16 protein-coding genes are annotated in these 16,562 nt (G+C 71.3%); 4 read left to right on the top strand and 12 right to left on the bottom strand.

What is annotated here, in order from left to right:
• Positions 1-63: 63 nt before the first annotated feature.
• Genes HGG74_RS19450 through HGG74_RS19410 form a run of 9 tightly spaced genes read right to left on the bottom strand, consistent with a single transcriptional unit; the run spans position 64 to position 10,360 of the window.
• Positions 64-1,416, bottom strand: a complete 1,353-nt coding sequence (locus HGG74_RS19450; protein ID WP_312856916.1) for a M50 family metallopeptidase — start codon at positions 1,414-1,416, stop codon at positions 64-66.
• A complete protein-coding gene (gene dxr / locus HGG74_RS19445) occupies positions 1,413-2,642 on the bottom strand; it encodes a 1-deoxy-D-xylulose-5-phosphate reductoisomerase (RefSeq protein ID WP_168489065.1) in 1,230 nt (409 codons plus the stop codon). The genes HGG74_RS19450 and dxr overlap by 4 nt, the downstream gene beginning before the upstream one ends.
• A gap of 56 nt (positions 2,643-2,698) precedes the next feature.
• On the bottom strand, positions 2,699-3,517 hold the full coding sequence (locus HGG74_RS19440; RefSeq protein WP_168489064.1) for an HpcH/HpaI aldolase/citrate lyase family protein: 819 nt from the start codon (positions 3,515-3,517) through the stop codon (positions 2,699-2,701).
• Positions 3,517-4,035: a MaoC family dehydratase gene (locus HGG74_RS19435; protein WP_168489063.1), complete on the bottom strand. Its 519-nt coding sequence runs from the start codon at positions 4,033-4,035 to the stop codon at positions 3,517-3,519. The genes HGG74_RS19440 and HGG74_RS19435 overlap by 1 nt, the downstream gene beginning before the upstream one ends.
• On the bottom strand, positions 4,032-4,697 hold the full coding sequence (locus tag HGG74_RS19430) for a 3-oxoacid CoA-transferase subunit B (RefSeq protein WP_168489062.1): 666 nt from the start codon (positions 4,695-4,697) through the stop codon (positions 4,032-4,034). Before HGG74_RS19430 ends, HGG74_RS19435 begins: the two co-directional genes overlap by 4 nt.
• A 2-nt stretch (positions 4,698-4,699) precedes the next feature.
• The gene (locus tag HGG74_RS19425) at positions 4,700-5,455 is read right to left on the bottom strand and encodes a CoA transferase subunit A (RefSeq protein ID WP_168489061.1); all 756 of its coding nucleotides are present in this window, start codon (positions 5,453-5,455) and stop codon (positions 4,700-4,702) included.
• Between the two features lie 21 nt (positions 5,456-5,476).
• The gene (locus HGG74_RS19420) at positions 5,477-6,655 is read right to left on the bottom strand and encodes an acyl-CoA dehydrogenase family protein (RefSeq protein WP_168489060.1); all 1,179 of its coding nucleotides are present in this window, start codon (positions 6,653-6,655) and stop codon (positions 5,477-5,479) included.
• On the bottom strand, positions 6,648-8,750 hold the full coding sequence (locus HGG74_RS19415; protein ID WP_446680206.1) for an acetyl/propionyl/methylcrotonyl-CoA carboxylase subunit alpha: 2,103 nt from the start codon (positions 8,748-8,750) through the stop codon (positions 6,648-6,650). Before HGG74_RS19415 ends, HGG74_RS19420 begins: the two co-directional genes overlap by 8 nt.
• Positions 8,747-10,360 carry a carboxyl transferase domain-containing protein gene (locus tag HGG74_RS19410; protein WP_168489059.1) on the bottom strand — a complete coding sequence of 538 codons (1,614 nt, stop codon included), beginning with the start codon at positions 10,358-10,360 and terminating at the stop codon, positions 8,747-8,749. The genes HGG74_RS19415 and HGG74_RS19410 overlap by 4 nt, the downstream gene beginning before the upstream one ends.
• A gap of 147 nt (positions 10,361-10,507) precedes the next feature.
• On the opposite strand from HGG74_RS19410, the gene HGG74_RS19405 reads away from it, so the two are divergent.
• A complete protein-coding gene (locus HGG74_RS19405) occupies positions 10,508-11,167 on the top strand; it encodes an SACE_7040 family transcriptional regulator (RefSeq protein ID WP_168489058.1) in 660 nt (219 codons plus the stop codon).
• A 9-nt stretch (positions 11,168-11,176) separates the two neighbouring features.
• Positions 11,177-11,668 (top strand): GNAT family N-acetyltransferase, encoded by a 492-nt coding sequence (locus HGG74_RS19400; protein ID WP_168489057.1) that lies wholly within the window; start codon positions 11,177-11,179, stop codon positions 11,666-11,668.
• 20 nt (positions 11,669-11,688) lie between these two features.
• Here the strand turns inward: HGG74_RS19400 and HGG74_RS19395 are convergent, their stop codons facing one another.
• From HGG74_RS19395 to pdhA, 3 genes are read right to left on the bottom strand one after another with little or no spacing between them, the layout of a single operon-like run.
• The gene (locus tag HGG74_RS19395; protein WP_168489056.1) at positions 11,689-13,035 is read right to left on the bottom strand and encodes a dihydrolipoamide acetyltransferase family protein; all 1,347 of its coding nucleotides are present in this window, start codon (positions 13,033-13,035) and stop codon (positions 11,689-11,691) included.
• Positions 13,035-14,057, bottom strand: coding sequence for an alpha-ketoacid dehydrogenase subunit beta (locus tag HGG74_RS19390; RefSeq protein WP_246263086.1), 1,023 nt, complete (start codon positions 14,055-14,057; stop codon positions 13,035-13,037). Before HGG74_RS19390 ends, HGG74_RS19395 begins: the two co-directional genes overlap by 1 nt.
• Positions 14,057-15,181, bottom strand: a complete 1,125-nt coding sequence (gene pdhA, locus HGG74_RS19385; protein ID WP_168489054.1) for a pyruvate dehydrogenase (acetyl-transferring) E1 component subunit alpha — start codon at positions 15,179-15,181, stop codon at positions 14,057-14,059. Before pdhA ends, HGG74_RS19390 begins: the two co-directional genes overlap by 1 nt.
• A gap of 196 nt (positions 15,182-15,377) precedes the next feature.
• On the opposite strand from pdhA, the gene HGG74_RS19380 reads away from it, so the two are divergent.
• Together HGG74_RS19380 and HGG74_RS21790 are read left to right on the top strand one after the other, a co-directional pair.
• Positions 15,378-15,896 (top strand): Lrp/AsnC family transcriptional regulator, encoded by a 519-nt coding sequence (locus HGG74_RS19380; RefSeq protein ID WP_168489052.1) that lies wholly within the window; start codon positions 15,378-15,380, stop codon positions 15,894-15,896.
• Between the two features lie 188 nt (positions 15,897-16,084).
• The coding region (locus tag HGG74_RS21790) for an alanine dehydrogenase (RefSeq protein ID WP_376766163.1) at positions 16,085-16,562 on the top strand (478 nt) is incomplete at its 3' end.

The raw sequence follows: 16,562 nt of genomic DNA, 5'->3' as shown, positions 1-16,562 counted from the left end.
CCAGCCGCGTACCCAACCTCTCAGGTCAGTACAGCTAGCGTTCGCCGCCTGCCCGGGCCCCGCTCAGCCGAAGATGTTCACCGGCTTGACGATGTCCGCATAGATCAGCAGGGCGCCCATGCCCATCAGCAGCACGGCCACCACGTAGGTCAGCGGCAGCAGCTTGGCGATGTCCACCGGTCCCGGATCGGGCCGGCGGAACAGCCGGGCCACGCGGCGCCTCAGCCCCTCCCACAGCGCGCCGGCCACGTGGCCGCCGTCCAGCGGCAGCAGCGGGATGAGGTTGAAGACGAACAGCGCCAGGTTCAACGAGCCCACCAGGCCGATCAGGGAGGCCAGGCGGGCCTGCAGCGGGATCTCCTGCATGGCGCTGATTTCGCCGGCAATCCGGCCCACGCCCACCACGCTGATCGGTCCGTCCGGATCGCGCGGCTCGCTGCCGAAGGCCGCCTGGGCCACGTCCGCCAGGCGCTGGGGCAGGTCCAGTACCACGGCGGTGATGCCCTGCAGGTTCTCCCTCACTGCCGGCAGCACGGCCGAGGCCGGCTGCGGCACCAGTTCGGTGGCCGGCCCCATGCCGACGAAGCCTGCCTGCTCGGTCAGCGGTTCGCCGGCGGCATCCAGCACCGGCCGGTTGTCCTCGTCCAGCACCGGCCGCTCGGTGCGGATCGGGGTGATGCTGGTGCTGACCAGGGCACCGTCGCGTTCCAGCACGATCGGGGTCTTTTGGCCGGCGGCGTCCCGGATCCAGTGGGTCAGCTCGTACCAGTCGGTGACCTTTCGGCCGTCGAAGGAGACGATCCTGTCCCCGGGACGGATGCCGGCGGCGGTGGCCGGGGCCACCGGGTCCGAGGGCAGGCAGTCGGTCTGCCCGGTCTGTGCCTGCTGGGAGGCCGGCACCACGCACTTGTAGACCTCGGAAACAGTGGCGGTGGGCTGGGCGGTGCCGAATCCGGTCAGCACCACGCCCACCAGCACGGTGCCGATCACCAGGTTCATGAACGGCCCGCCGAGCATGATGATGATCCGCTTCCACACCGGCAGCTTGTAGAACACCCGGTTGCCGTCCCCTGGCCGCAGCTGCTCCGCCGCGGCGCTGCGCGCGTCCTCGGCCAGCTGCGAGAACAGTCCGGTGCTGGAGCGCCGGACGGTGCCGGTGCCGCCGTCCCGGTCCCTCGCCGGCGGGTACATGCCGATCATCGATACGTAACCGCCGAGCGGAATGGCCTTGATGCCGTACTCGGTCTCCCCCTTGCGGCGGGAGTAGAGGGTCTTGCCAAAGCCGACCATGTACTGGGTGACGCGGACCTTGAACAGCTTGGCCGGGAGCAGGTGTCCGACCTCGTGCAGGGCGATCGAGGCAGCGATGCCGGCTGCCACCAGGAGCACGCCGAGGATAAAAAGCAGAACGGTCACAACATTCCTAAACGCTCGTGGGTGCGAGTCCGTGCCCACGCTTCGGCGGACAGGACGGCGCCGACGGTCAGTTCGGACGGGGCGGAGTGTTCGGCGACGACGGCCGCGATGGTGTCCACGATCGCCGGGAAGCTGATCCGTCCGGCGTGGAAGGCGTGCACGGCCTCCTCGTTGGCAGCGTTGTACACCGCCATGGACGTCCCGCCGGCGGCGGCAGCCTCCTTGGCCAGCCGCACCGCCGGGAACACCTCCTCGTCCAGCGGCTCGAAGGTCCAGGTGGCGGCGGCACTCCAGTCGCAGGCCGGTGCCGCGCCCGGGACCCGCTGAGGCCAGCCCAGGCCCAGGGCGATCGGCAGGCGCATGTCCGGCGGCGAGGCCTGCGCGATCGTGGAGCCGTCCACGAACTGCACCATGGAGTGGACCACGGACTGCGGGTGGACGACGACGTCGATCCGCTCCAGCGGCACGTCGAAGAGCAGGTGCGCCTCGATGACCTCCAGCGCCTTGTTGACCATGGTCGCCGAATTGGTGGTGACCATCCGGCCCATGTCCCAGGTGGGGTGGGCCAGCGCCTGGGCCGGCGTGACGGCCGCCAGCTGTTCGCGGCTGTAGCCGCGGAACGGCCCGCCCGAGGCGGTGACCACCAGCCGCTCCACCTCCGCGGCGGTACCGGCGCGCAGCGCCTGCGCCAGGGCCGAGTGTTCCGAATCCACCGGCACGATCTGCCCGGGCCGGGCCGCCCGGCGGACCAGCGCGCCGCCGGCCACCAGCGATTCCTTGTTGGCCAGGGCCAGCAGGTGCCCGGCCTCCAGGGCCGCCAGGGTGGGGGCCAGGCCGATGGATCCGGTGATGCCGTTGAGCACGACGTCGGCGTTGGCCCAGGCGGCAATCCGCGCCGCGGCGTCGGGGCCGGCAAAAAGTTCCGGGGCATAGCCGGCCAGTCCGGCGGCGGCCGCGGCGTCCTTCAGGGCCAGTGCCAGGTCCTCCCGGGAGCCGGCGGCGACGCCCACGGCCTCGGCCCGGGTGTGCACGGCCTGCCGCGCCACCAGCTCCAGGTTGCCGCCCCCGGCCGCCAGCGCGGTCACCGCGAACCGTTCCGGCGCCGCGTCCACCACCTCGACCGCCTGGGTCCCGATCGATCCGGTGGAACCGAGCAGGACCACCCTGCGGGGCGAGGACGCGGGTAAGGCAAAGGCGGCCGGCGGGGCCGGATCGTTCAACTCCATATGTTCCAGTATCCCGCACCCTGTACCCCCGCGGCCCCGGCGGTCCGGGCCGCCAGCTATTCGATCAGCGGCCTGCCGGCACGGCGCAAGGTCTGCCGGGCGTTCCTGATCAGCGGCTCATCCACCATCCGGCCGCGGAACCTGAAAGCCCCCGCTTCCCTCCTGGCCGCCTCGAGCAGGTCCGCGGCGTAGGCGGCCTCTTCCTCCGTGGGCCGGAACGCGCGGCGGATGACCTCCGCCTGGGACGGGTGGATGGCTGCCTTCGCCCGGAAGCCTGAGGCCGCGGCGTCGGCAGCCTCGTCCGCCAGGCCGGCCGGGTCCGCGAGGTCCAGGTAGACCGAGTCGATGGCGGCCTTGTGCCAGGCGCCGGCCGCCAGCAGCACCTGCGAGCGCGCCTGCCGGGCCACGTCCCGGTAGCTGCCCGTTCCCGTCCGGCTGGAGGTTCCGCCGAGCGAAGCCACCAGATCCTCGGCTCCCCACATCAGGGCGGTGACGTTGTCCAGGGCCGCCAGCGCGGCGGCGGCCAGCACCCCGCGCGCGGTTTCGCACAGGGCCAGCACCGCGTAGTCCGCCAGCCCGGCCAGGTCCTGAGGTTCCTCGGCCTTGGCCAGCATCACGGTCCGGTACCCGGTCTGCCGCAGCGCGTCCAGGTCCTCGGGGTGCTCCGGCGTCCGGGCGGCGTTGACCCGCACGATGGTCCGCTCAGGATCCAGCGGGCGGGCCAGCAGCGCCGCCCGGGCCGCGTCCTTGTCCGCGGCCGCGACGGCATCCTCCAGATCCAGGATCACCGCGTCCGCGCGGTCCAGGGCCTTGTCGTAGCGGTCCGGGCGGTCCGCCGGACAGAACAGCAGGGCAGGTCCCATGTGGAAATCCATCAGTGCTCCATTCCCGGCATCGCCTGCTCGTGGGCTTCCCGCGTCCACATCAGGCAGCTGCGGGTGGCCCGGACCACGATCTGTCCGTCCTGGTTGCGCCCGGTATGCACCATGGTGACAATGCCCTGTCCCGGCCGGGAGCCGGAAGGCCGCTTCTGCGTGATGACTGTCTCGGTGTAGAGCGTGTCCCCGGGAAACAGCGGGTGCGGGAAGTCCACCTCGCGCAGGCCCAGCTGGGCGACGATGGTGCCCTGGGTCAGCTGCGCCACCGACTGCCCGACGACGATCGCCAGGGTGAGCATGGAGTTCACCAGCGGCCGGCCGAAGGGCTGGGTGGCGGCCCAGGCCGCGTCCAGGTGCAGGGCCTGGGTGTTCATCGTGGCGGTGGTGAACAGGACGTTGTCCGCCTCGGTCACCGTGCGTCCGGGCCGGTGCGCGTACACCACCCCCGTCTCGACCTCGTCGAAATACAGCCCGCGCTGGGTAATGACCCGCGGCTCCGCCTCCCCGCCGGTCATGCCGCTGCCTCCACCGCGCCCTCGGTGCGCAGCCGGGCCCCGGTAGCGGCGACCACCTCGTCCACGCCGACCCCGGGGGCGGTTTCGCGCAGCACCAGGCTCTTCCCGCCGGCGTCGTCCACCACGTCGATCACCGCCAGGTCGGTAATGATCCGGTCCACGCAGCCGCGGCCGGTCACCGGCAGGGTGCAGGCGGGCAGGATCTTCGGTTTCCCGCTCTTGTCCACGTGCTCCATCATGATGATCAGCTGCTTGGCCCCGAAGACCAGGTCCATCGCCCCGCCCATGCCCTTGACCATCTTGCCCGGGATCATCCAGTTGGCCAGATCGCCGTTTTCGGCCACCTCCATGGCGCCGAGCACCGCCACGTCCACGTGCCGGCCGCGGACCATGCCGAACGAGGTGGCCGAATCGAAGATCGCCGCGCCCTTGGCCAGCGTGACCGTCTCCTTTCCGGCATTGATCAGGTCCGGGTCCACCTGGTCCTCGGCGGGGTAGGGGCCGACGCCGAGGATGCCGTTCTCGGAGTGCAGCACCACCTCGACGCCGTCCGGAATGTAGTTCGGGATCAGCGTGGGCATGCCGATGCCCAGGTTGACGTACTGCCCGTTGCGCAGTTCCCGGGCCACCCGGGCGGCCAGTTCGGTGCGGGTCCGTGCCATGGTCAGCTCCCTCCGGAGACGGTGCGTTTTTCGATACGTTTCTCCACCCCCGGCGCGGCGACCACGCGCTGGACGAAAATGCCGGGGGTGTGGATCTGCTGCGGATCCAGCTCCCCCGGTTCCACCAGTTCCTCCACCTCGGCAATGGTGATCCGGCCGGCCATCGCGCACAGCGGATTAAAGTTCATCGCCGTCACGTGGTAGACGAGGTTGCCCAGCCGGTCCCCCTTCCAGGCGTGCACCAGGGCGTAGTCGGGGGTCAGCGATTCCTCGAGCACATAGTCCACGCCGCCGAAACTGCGCACCTCCTTCGGCTCGGAGGCGGCGACGACGTTCCCTGCGTCGTCGTATTTACGCGGCAGTCCGCCCTCGCTGACCTGCGTGCCGACGCCGGCGGGGGTATAGAAGGCAGGGATGCCGGCGCCGCCGGCGCGCAGCTTCTCCGCCAGCGTGCCCTGGGGGGTGAGTTCAACCTCGAGCTCCCCGGCCAGGAACTGGCGCGCGAATTCCTTGTTTTCGCCCACGTAGGAGCTGATGGTGCGGCGGATCCGCCCGTCGGCCAGCAGCACCCCCAGGCCCCAGTCGTCCACGCCGCAGTTGTTGCTGATGGTCTCCAGGCCCGTGGTGCCGGCCTCGTGCAGGGCCTGGATGAGCGCCATTGGGATCCCGCACAGACCGAACCCTCCCACCGCCAGCGACGCGCCGTCGGGGATGTCGGCGACGGCCTCGGCCGCGCTGGCCACTACCTTGTCGATCACTGCTGCCTCCTCGTGGGGATGCTAAAGTCCCAGTTCGCGGGCAATGAGCATCAGCTGGACCTCGGTGGTCCCCTCGCCGACCTCGAGCACCTTCGAGTCCCGGTAGTGGCGGGCCACCCGGAACTCGTTGATGAACCCGAAGCCGCCGAAGATCTGTGTGGCGTCCCGGGCATTGTCCATGGCTGCCTCCCCTGCCACCATCTTGGCAATGGCTGAATGGGATTTGAAGGGCTTGCCGGCCAGCAGCCGCGCCGCGGCGTCATAGTAGGCCAGCCGGGCCGTATGCGCGCGGGCCTGCATCCGGGCGATCTTGAACTGGATCCCCTGGAACTGGCCGATGGCGCGGCCGAAGGCCATGCGCTCCCTGGCATAGCGCACGGATTCGTCCACACAGCCCTGCGCGGCGCCCACGGCGAGCGCGGCGATGGCGATGCGGCCCTCGTCCAGGATCTGCAGGAAGTTGGCATAGCCGCGGCCGCGCTCGCCGAGCAGGTTCGCCTCGGGCACCCGGACGTTCGTCAAGCGCAGCGGGTGGGTGTCGGAGGCGTTCCAGCCCACCTTGTTGTACGCCTTCTCGGCGGTAAAGCCCGGGGTGTCGGTGGGGACCAGGATGGTGGAGATTTCCTTCCGCGGGGCCCCGTTGCCGCCAGTGCTGCCGGTGACGGCGGTGACCGTGACCAGCCGGCTGATGGCGGTCCCGGAGTTCGTGATGAATTCCTTGCGCCCGTTGATGACCCACTCGTTCCCGGCCGCCCCGCCCCCCGCCTCGAGCCTGGCGGTGGTCCTGGTGCCGCCGGCGTCGGAGCCGGCTTCCGGCTCGGTCAGGCCGAAGCCTGCCAGTGCCCGGCCGGTGGCCAGGTCCGGCAGCCACTGCTGCTTCTGTTCCTCCGTGCCGAAGCGGTAGATCGGCATGGCGCCGAGGGAGACCGCCGCTTCCAAGGTGATGGCCACCGACTGGTCCACCCGGCCGAGCTGTTCCAGCGCCAGGGCCAGCGCGAAGTAGTCCCCGCCCATGCCGCCGTATTCCTCCGGGAACGGCAGGCCGAACAGGCCCATCTCCCCCATCTGCTTGACGATCCCGTACGGGAAGCTGTGCTCCTCGTCGTGCCTGGCCGAGACCGGCGCCACGACTTCGTCGGCGAACTCCCGCACGGTGTCGGCCAGGGCCTGGTAGTCCTCGTCCAGTTCAAAGTCAGGCATGGGCTTCGTCCTTCGTGTTCTGTCCTGGCTCCGCCGGACGGATGACGGCCACCAGCTGGCCGGCTTTGACCAGGTCGCCGGGTTTCAGGTTGAGCGTGACCTCGCCGGCCAGCGGGGCGGTGAGCCGGTGCTCCATCTTCATGGCCTCGACGCTGAGCAGGGTCTGGCCGGCCGCGACCTGTTCCCCGCTGCGCACAGCCACCGCGGTGACGGTGCCGGGCATCGGCGAGCGCACTTCCGGCGAGGATTCCCCGGCGTGGCCGAGCTGCTCCGGGGCCTGGTGCAGCCGCTGGTCCCGGTCCCTGATGCCGAACGCCATGGTCCGGCCGCCGTAGTTCAGCCAGAGGGTGGCCTCCTCGTCCACCGCCCAGGCTGCGGGGTACCGCACGCCGTCCACGGTCACCGCCCCGGGATGGAGCATGACCTCGATGGCGGCCCCGTCCGGGCCGCCGGTGCCGACCCGGGCCCGGCCGGGCGTTCCCGCCACCTGTACCTGGCGGTCTTCCCCCGGCCCGGCGGCCAGGCTGACCAGCTGCGCGGCGGGTGCGCCGGGCCGCCAGCCGTCGCCGCGGCGCCAGGGCGGCACGTCCGCGGCGGGCTCCCGCCCCGGATCCAGCGCCGGGTCCGGCAGGCCGGCCCGGCGGCGCTGCCAGGCCAGGGCGGCGACGGCGGCCACGGCCAGGTCGGGTCCGCCGGGCCGGTGGAAGGGCAGCGACGGCAGCTTCCGTTCGATCAGGCCGGTGTCGAGCCGGCCGGCCCGCACCTGCGGATCGGCCAGCAGCAGCCGCAGGTACTCGAGGTTGGTGTGCAGGCCGAGCACCACCGTCCCGGCCAGGGCCTGCTCGAGCCGGCGCAGCGCCTGGTTCCGGTCCGCTCCCCAGGCGATCACCTTCGAGAGCATCGGGTCGTAGCTGGCCGGGATGCGCAGCCCCGGGGCCAGCGAGCTGTCCACGCGCACGCCCTCGCCGGCCGGCTCGGCCAGCGCCAGCACCGTGCCGGCGGCGGGCAGGAAGCCCTGTTCCGGGTTCTCGGCGTAGACCCGTGCCTCCACCGCGTGCCCGTGCAGCTGCACCTCGTCCTGGGCCAGGGCCAGCGGTTCATCCGCGGCAATGCGCAGCTGCCACTCCACCAGGTCCAGCCCGGTGACCATTTCGGTCACCGGGTGCTCCACCTGCAGCCGGGTGTTCATTTCCATGAAGAAGAACTCGTCCGGGGCCTCGTCGGAGACCAGGAACTCCACCGTGCCGGCACCGCTGTAGCCCACCGAGGCCGCGGCCCGGCAGGCGGCGGCCCCGATCCGGGCCCGGGTTCCGGCATCCAGCAGCGGGGACGGGGCTTCCTCGATGACCTTCTGGTGCCGGCGCTGCAGGGAGCATTCGCGTTCGCCCAGGTGGATCACCGCACCGTGGTTGTCGGCCAGGACCTGGACCTCGATGTGCCGCGGGCTGCGCACCAGCCGCTCCAGCAGGAGGGTATCGTCGCCGAAGGCCGCGGCGGCCACCCGGCGGGCCGCCGCCAGCGCCGCGGGCAGTTCCTCCGGGCCGGCGACCGCGTGCATGCCCTTGCCCCCGCCGCCGGCGGAGGGCTTGATCAGCAGCGGGTAGCCCACCTGCCCGGCCGCCGCCGCCAGCTCGCCGTCGTCCAGTCCGGCCCGGGCGACCCCGGGCACCACCGGAACCCCGTGGGAGGCGACGTGGTTCTTGGCCCGGATCTTGTCCCCCATGATGCCCAGCGCGCGCACGCCCGGTCCGACGAAGATGATGCCGGCGGCGGCCAGGGCCTCGGCGAAGGCGGCGTTTTCGCTCAGGAAGCCGTAGCCGGGGTGCACCGCGCCGGCTCCGGTGGCCTTGCAGGCGGCCAGCACCGCCTCGATGTCCAGGTAGCTCTGCGCGGCCGGGGCGGGTCCGAGCCGCACCGCCAGGTCGGCCTCGCGCACGTGCCGGGCGCCGTCGTCGGCGTCCGAGTAGACCGCCACCGTGCGCAGCCCGAGCCGGGCGCAGGTCCGGATCACCCGGCAGGCGATCTCGCCGCGGTTGGCAACCAGCACAGTGTCGAACGGCGGCTCGAAGGGGATACGCAAATCCACCGGGATCACATCCTGAACAATCCGAACGAGGGTTCGGCCAGCGGGGCCAGGGCGCAGACCTCCAGGGCCAGCCCCAGTACGGTGCGGGTGTCCGCCGGGTCGATGATGCCGTCGTCCCAGAGCCGGGCGGTGGCATAGTACGGGTTGCCCTGCTCCTCGTACTGGGCCAGGATCGGGGCGCGGAAGGCTTCCTCTTCTGCCGCCGGCCAGCTGCTCCCGCCGGCCTCGAGCTGGTCCCGCTTGACCGTGGCGAGCACGGAAGCGGCCTGGGTGCCGCCCATGACCGAGATCCGGCTGGCCGGCCAGGTCCACAGAAAGCGCGGCGAATAGGCGCGGCCGCACATCGAATAGTTGCCCGCGCCGAAGGAACCGCCGATGATCACCGTCAGCTTCGGCACCCGGGTGGTGGCGACGGCGGTGACCATCTTCGCCCCGTGCTTGGCGATGCCCCCGGCCTCGGCGTCCCGGCCGACCATGAACCCGGAAATGTTCTGCAGGAAGACCAGCGGGATGCGGCGCTGGTCGCACAGCTGGATGAAGTGGGCCCCCTTAAGCGCGGATTCGCTGAAGAGCACGCCGTTGTTGGCCACGATGCCGGCTTCGCGGCCGTGGATCCGCGCGAAGCCGGTGACCAGGGTGGGTCCGTAGCCGCGTTTGAACTCGTGGAACCGGCTGCCGTCCACCAGCCGGGCGATGACCTCGCGGACCTCGTACGGGGCGTTCACGTCCACCGGGACGGCGCCGTAGAGCCCCTCCGGGTCCACCACGGGTGGAATGCCGGCGGGCGGCCCGGACGCGGCGCCTGGCTCCGGCGGCGGCGGCAGGCTGGCCACGATGTCCCGGACGATCTGCAGTGCGTGCCGGTCGTTGTCCGCCAGATGGTCGGTGACCCCGGAGACCGTGGAGTGCATCAGGCCCCCGCCCAGTTCCTCGGCCGTGACCACCTCGCCGATGGCCGCCTTCACCAGCGGCGGCCCGCCCAGGAAGATCGTGCCCTGGCCGCGCACGATCACCGTCTCGTCGCTCATCGCCGGCACGTAGGCGCCGCCGGCGGTGCACGAGCCCAGCACCGCGGCGATCTGCGGGATCCCGGCGGCCGAGAGGTTGGCCTGGTTGTAGAAGATCCTGCCGAAATGCTCCCGGTCCGGAAACACTTCGTCCTGCCTGGGCAGGAACGCGCCGCCGGAGTCGACCAGGTAGATGCACGGCAGCCGGTTCTGCAGCGCGACCTCCTGGGCCCGCAGGTGCTTCTTGACCGTCACCGGGTAGTAGGTGCCGCCCTTGACCGTCGCGTCGTTGGAAACCACCATCACGTGGCGGCCGTGGACCAGACCGATCCCGGTAATGATCCCGGCCCCCGGGCACTCGCCGCCGTACATCCCGTCGGCGGCCAGCGGGGACAGTTCCAGGAAGGGGCTGCCCGGATCCAGCAGTTCGTCCACCCGCCGGCGCGGCAGCAGCTTGCCGCGCCCGAGGTGCCGCTGCCGGGAGGATTCCGGGCCGCCGGCGGCCGCGGCGGCCAGCTTGCCGCGCAGTTCGGCCGCCAACGCCCGCTGCGCGGCGTCGTTCTCCCGAAAGCCGGGGCTGGAAGGGTCCAGCCGGGAAAGCAGGGTCTCCATTGACATCTTTCCTGCAGGCGTCTGTCCTGCGCCGCCGGTCCGCCAAGACGGATTCTGGTTAACAGGTACTAACTGAAATCAGGTTAGTGGCCCTTAACCGGGTTGTCTATAATCGACCGAGATGCACCCGAAGCCGAAAGGACCGCAGTGGCATCCCCCACCGCCGCCAACGCCACCGGCAGCACCGCCCGGGCGGCCGCCGGCCGCGCGACCGTCCGCAGCCAGGCCAAGGCTTCCCGCCGGTCCGCGTTGCTCGCCGCCGCCGCCAGGCTGTTCGCCGAGCGCGGCTTCAACGGGGTCTCCATTGAGGATCTGGGCGCGGCCGCCGGGGTGAGCGGCCCGGCGGTGTACCGGCATTTCAGCAGCAAGCAGGCGGTGCTCTCCGCCCTGCTCACCGGGGTCAGCCAGGACCTGCTCGACGGCGGCCGGGCCGTGGTGCGCGGCTCCTCCGGGGCCGAGGCCGCACTGCGCGGCCTGATCGAATTCCACGTCGACTTCGCCCTGAGCCACCCGGATGTGATCCGGGTGCACGACCGCGACCTGGACTCCCTGCCCGCGGAGGAATCGGAGCGGATCCGCTCGCTGCAGCGCAGCTACGTGCGCGTCTGGGTGGACGTGCTCGCCCAGCTGCTCGGGCGCGAGGACCCGGCCCGGCTGCGGATGCGCGCCCATGCCGTGTTCGGCCTGATCAACTCCACGCCCCACTCCACGCCCCGTCCCCCGCAGGGCGGCCAGGGCGTACGCGACAAGGCCTGGCGGCGCAAATTGCTCGAAACAATGGCCTGGGCAGCACTGAAAGCCGAGTAACCTGTTGGCATGCCCTCTATCGAAAGGTCTGCCGTGATCGAGCTCCGCCCTGTGGAACCTGCCGACTTGGACAAGTTCTTCGAGTACCAGCAGGATCCCGAGGCCAACCAGATGGCCGCCTTCAGCGCCAGGAACCCCGCGGACCGGGGCGTCTTCGACCACTACTGGCAGAGCCTGCTCAACGACAAGTCGGTCATCGTCCGCACGGTCACCGCCGACGGCGAGGTGGTGGGCAACCTCGTAGTCTTCCGGGTCGACGGCGTACCGGAGCTGAACTACTGGACCGCCAAATCGCACTGGGGCCACGGCATCACCAGCGCCGCCGTCGAACTGTTCCTGCGCGAATTCACCGAGCGTCCCATCCGGGCCCGCGTGGTCAAGGACAACCTGGGATCGATCAAGATCCTCGAAAAGGCAGGCTTCCGCCGCATCGGCCAGGTGCAGGACTTCGCCAACGCCCGCGCCGCCGTCGTCACCGAGGAAATCCTCGAACTGACCTAGGGATTGGGAGGAACCCCGTCTCACACCATCGTCAGCACCACTCCCGGATCAGCCAGGATGGCGCCGACGTCGGCGAGGAAGCCGGAGGCTTCGGCACCGTCGACGAGGCGGTGGTCGAAGGACAGGCTCAGGGTCAGCACCTGGCGCAGCGCGATGCCGCCCTGGTATTCCCACGGCATCCGGCGCACCGCGCCCACGGCCAGGATGGCAGTCTCGCCCGGATGCAGGATGGGCGTGCCCGTATCGATACCGAACACCCCGACATTGGTGATCGAAATGGTGCCGCCCGACAGCTGCGCCGGCGTCGTCCGGCCGGCCCGGGCGGTGTCGGCCAGCTCCCCCAGCGCCACGGCCAGGGCGCGCAGGTCCAGGGTGTGCGCGTCCTTGATGTTCGGCACGGTCAGGCCGCGCTCCGAGGCGGCGGCGATGCCCAGGTTCACATAGTTCTGCTGCACAATCTCGCCGTGCTCCTCGTCCCAGCGCCAGTTCAGCGACGGATTGCGCTCCAGGGCCAGGCAGAGGGCCTTGGCCACCAGCACCAGCGGCGTGAGCTTGACGCCGTCGAAATCGTGCCGGGCGCGCAGCTTCTCCAGCAGCTCCATGGAAGCGGTGGCGTCGATGGTCAGGAATTCGGTGGCCTGCGGGGCGGTGAACGCGCTGGCCACCATCGCCGCCGCGGTCGCCTTGCGCACGCCCTTGATCGGGATCCGGGCCTCGCGCTCCTGGGCTCCGGCCAGCCAGCCGCCGCCCCGGGCAGCGGTGCCGGCCCCGGCGGCCGGCGCGGCAGCCGCCGGCGGGGGCGCGGCATGCCCGGCATGGCTTTCCACGTCCGCCCGGGTGACCAGGCCGTTGCTGCCGGTGCCGGGCACCTGGGCCAGGTCGACGCCGAGGTCCCGGGCCAGCTTGCGCACCGGCGGGGTGGAGCGCGGCCGCTCCGCTCCGGGCCGGGACGGGGCCGGAGCGGCTGCCGGTTCCGCACTGCCGTAGATCCGGCGCCGCCGGGTGGGCCGCGCGCCAGTCTCCGCCGCCGCGCCGTAGCCGACCAGGTTGGCCTCGCGCCGGCCGGCTTCCCGCGCCGCGGGGACGTAGCCGGCCTCCGGCGGCGCGGCCGGCGGCGCGGGTGCGCCCTCGACTTCGAAGGAGACGATCGGCTCACCCACCCGCACCGTGGTGCCGGGCCCGCCGTGCAGCTTCCGGACCACGCCGGCGAACGGTGAGGGCAGTTCCACCACTGCCTTGGCGGTCTCCACCTCGCCGAGCACCTGGTTCAGCGCCACCGTGTCCCCCTCGGCCACGCGCCAGCCGACAATGTCCGATTCGGTCAGCCCCTCGCCCAGATCCGGCAGGGTGAACACCTTGATCGCCACTAGTCCTCCAGTCCGCTGAGCGAATTCGGCCGGCCCAGCACCCGGTCCACACCGTCGAGGATGCGGTCCAGGTCCGGCAGGTGGTGCTGTTCCATCCGCGCCGGCGGATACGGGATGTCGAAGCCGGTCACGCGCACCGGGGCATGCTCCAGGTAGTAGAAGCAGCGTTCGGTGATGCCGGCGGCCAGTTCGGCGCCCAGGCCCCCGGTCTGCGAGGCCTCGTGGGTGATCACCAGCCGGCCCGTGCGGCGCACGGACGCCGCCACCGTGCCGAAGTCCAGCGGGGACAGCGAGCGCAGATCGATCACTTCCAGCGAGATGCCCTCGTCCGCCGCGGCTTCGGCCGCCTCCCGGGCCGTGGGCACCAGCGGCCCGTAGGCCACCAGCGTCGCATCGCGGCCGGGCCGCTCGATCCGCGCCTGCTCCAGCGGCGGGGCCGCAGCCAGGTCCGCCTCCAGGTCCACCTCCCCCTTGACGTGGTAGCGGCGCTTGGGTTCGAAGAACAGCACCGGATCGTCGCAGGCGATGGCCTGCTGGACCATAACAAAGGCGTCCTGGGGGTTGGACGGGGAGACCGCGCGCAGGCCGGGCGTGTGCAGGAAGTAGGCCTCGGGGGATTCCGAATGGTGCTCGGCGCCGCCGAAGCCGCCGCCGAAAGGCACCCGGACGGTCAGCGGCATGCGTACCCGTCCCCGCGAGCGGAAGTGCAGCTTGGCCGCCTGGCTGACCAGCTGGTCGAAGGCCGGGTAGATGAAGCCGTCGAACTGGATCTCGCAGACCGGCCGGAAGCCGCGGAAGCACATGCCGACGGCGGTGCCCACGATCGCCGACTCGGCCAGCGGCGAGTCGACGACCCGGTGCGCGCCGAAGTCCTTCTGCAGCCCGTCGGTGATCCGGAAGACCCCGCCGAGCGTGCCGATGTCCTCGCCGATCAGCAGCACCTTCGGATCGCGCTCGAGTGCCCTGCGCAGGCCGGCATTAATCGCCTGCCCGAACGTCATGTGCGTGGTTGCCGTGGTCATCACCGGCCTCCTTCGGCTGCCTCGAACCCGGCGAGGTACCGGGAATAGTGGTCTTTCTGCCGCTCGAGCACCGCGTGCGGGCCGCTGTAGACATGGTCGAAAACCTCCAGTCCGCCCGGTTCCGGCAGGCTGGTGCAGGCCTCCCGGAGTCCGGCCGCGGCGGCGTCGGCGGCGGCGCGCACCTGGTCCCGGAACTCCTCGCCGAACAGGCCCTCGGACTGCAGGTAGGCCCCCAGCCGGTCGACCGGATCCCGGGTGCGCCAGTCCTCGAGCTCGTTGGGGTCCCGGTAGCGGGTCGGATCATCCGCCGTCGTGTGCGGGCCCATCCGGTAGGTCACGGCCTCGATGAAGCACGGCCCGGCGCCGGAGCGCACCCGTTCGAGCGACTCGCGGGTCGCCGCCAGGCAGGCGAGCACGTCATTGCCGTCCACCCGCAGGCTGCGGATGCCGAAGCCTGGAGGCCGGTCGGCGATCGGGCGCTGGGCCTGGACGCGGACCGGCTCGGAGATGGCCCACTGGTTGTTCTGGCAGAAGAACAGCACCGGGGCCTGGAAGCTGGCCGCGAAGACCATGGCCTCGTTCATATCGCCCTGGCTGGTCGCCCCGTCGCCGAAATAGGTGACGGTGGCCGTTTCGGCCCCCTCGAACTTGGCGGCCATGGCATAGCCGGTGGCGTGCAGGGTCTGCGCGCCGATGATGATCTGCATCGGCGCCATGTTCAGCCGGTACGGATCCCAGCTGGAGGGGGCGTTGCCCCGCCAGACCTTGACCAGGTCCGCGTACTCCGCTCCCCGGCACCAGGCCACGCCGGTGTCGCGGTAGCTGGGGAAGACGAAGTCCTCCGGCGCCAGCGCGCGGCCGGAGCCGATCTGCGCCGCTTCCTGGCCCAGCATCGGCGGCCACAGGGCCAGCTCCCCCTGGCGCTGCAGCGCCGTGGCCTCCAGGTCGATCCGGCGGACGGTCACCATGTCCTGGTAGAGGCCCTGGAGCCGGTCGCCGTCGATGTCCGCCAGCCATTGGTCGAAGTGCGGATCCGCCACCCGGACCCCGGCCGGCGTCAGCAGCTGGATGAAGGGTTCCCCGGATTTTCCGCCGGATTCCGGGCCGGTGCCTGGTTTGGACATGACGTACGCCACCTTTACTGTCCAGGACAATCCGCGGCCGCGTCCGGCACACCGGTCACCGCTGCGGGACCGCCGGCTCCCTCGCCGGACGGATAGTGTGACGATACCCACGGCAGGCACCCCGCGCAATCACCTGCCCGCAAACCGCGCATTCTGCCCGGTTTACGGGCGGGAGGCCGTGCTAGCCTTGCGCACTATGCGGAACCTGGATGGCACCGACACGCGGCTGCTGCTGGCACTGGCCCGCGACCCGCGGCGCACCGTGGTGGCCCTGGCCCAGGAACTCGGGCTCTCCCGCAATACCGTGCAGGCCCGGCTGGCCCGGCTGGAGCGGAAACACGTGTTCCTGCCGTTCGGGCGCCGCATCAATCCGGCTGCCGTCGGCTACCCGCTGGCCGCCTTCGTCCACCTTCACGTCCAGCAGCAGAAGCTCGCCCCGATCACCGAGGCGCTGGCCCTGATCCCGGAGGTGGTGGAGGCCTACGGCATTACCGGCCAGGCGGACATCCTGGCCAAGGTGGTCTCCGAGGGGGCGGAGGACCTGTTCCGGATCACCGGCAAGATCCTGGCCATCGACGGCGTCGAACGCACCGACACCTCGCTGGCCATGCACGAGCTGATCCCCTACCGGATGGAACAGCTGCTGCACGGCGCGGCGGGGACCGGGCCCTCACCTGCCGCACGGCCCAGGTATCCAGGCGCATGTCCCGGGTGAAGGCCTCCAGCCCCTCACGGGCGGCAGGATAGCGGCCCGGCCAGGGCAGGTCGACGCCGCCCAGCGGAAGGTCCGGGCCGCTGTCGCCGCGCCGGCCCGGCCGGCGACGGCTGCCGGCCCAGGTTCAGCCGGCCGGCGGCGGGCAGTATGCTCGGAAAACACGATCAGCCGGACGGAAGGACGGTGCGATGCGCATTGGCGTACCCCGCGAGGTGAAGAACAACGAGTACCGGGTGGCCATCACTCCCGCCGGCGTCGACGAACTGGTCCGGGCCGGCCATGAGGTCGGCGTCGAAACCGGCGCCGGCGAAGGCTCGGCCATCGCCGATGCGGACTACGAGGCAGCCGGCGCACGGATCGTCGGTTCGGCGGACGACACCTGGGCGCAGGCCGAACTGCTGCTCAAGGTCAAGGAGCCGGTGGCCGAGGAGTACCACCGCCTGCGCCCGGGCCTGACCCTGTTCACCTACCTGCATCTGGCAGCGGACAAGGAACTCACCACCGAACTCTGCGAGCGCCGGGTCACTGCCGTCGCGTACGAGACCGTGCAGCTGCCGGACCGCTCCCTGCCGCTGCTGGCCCCGATGTCCGAGGTCGCCGGCCGGCTGGCGCCGCAGGTGGGCGCCCAGTGCCTGATGCAGCCGCAGGGCGGCCGCGGCGTGCTGA

The sequence above is a fragment of the Arthrobacter mobilis genome (assembly GCF_012395835.1).
GTDB classification, from domain to species: Bacteria; Actinomycetota; Actinomycetes; order Actinomycetales; family Micrococcaceae; genus Crystallibacter; species Crystallibacter mobilis.
Note: the sequence above shows the minus strand (reverse complement) of the source record. Positions and strands in the feature narration are given on the sequence as shown.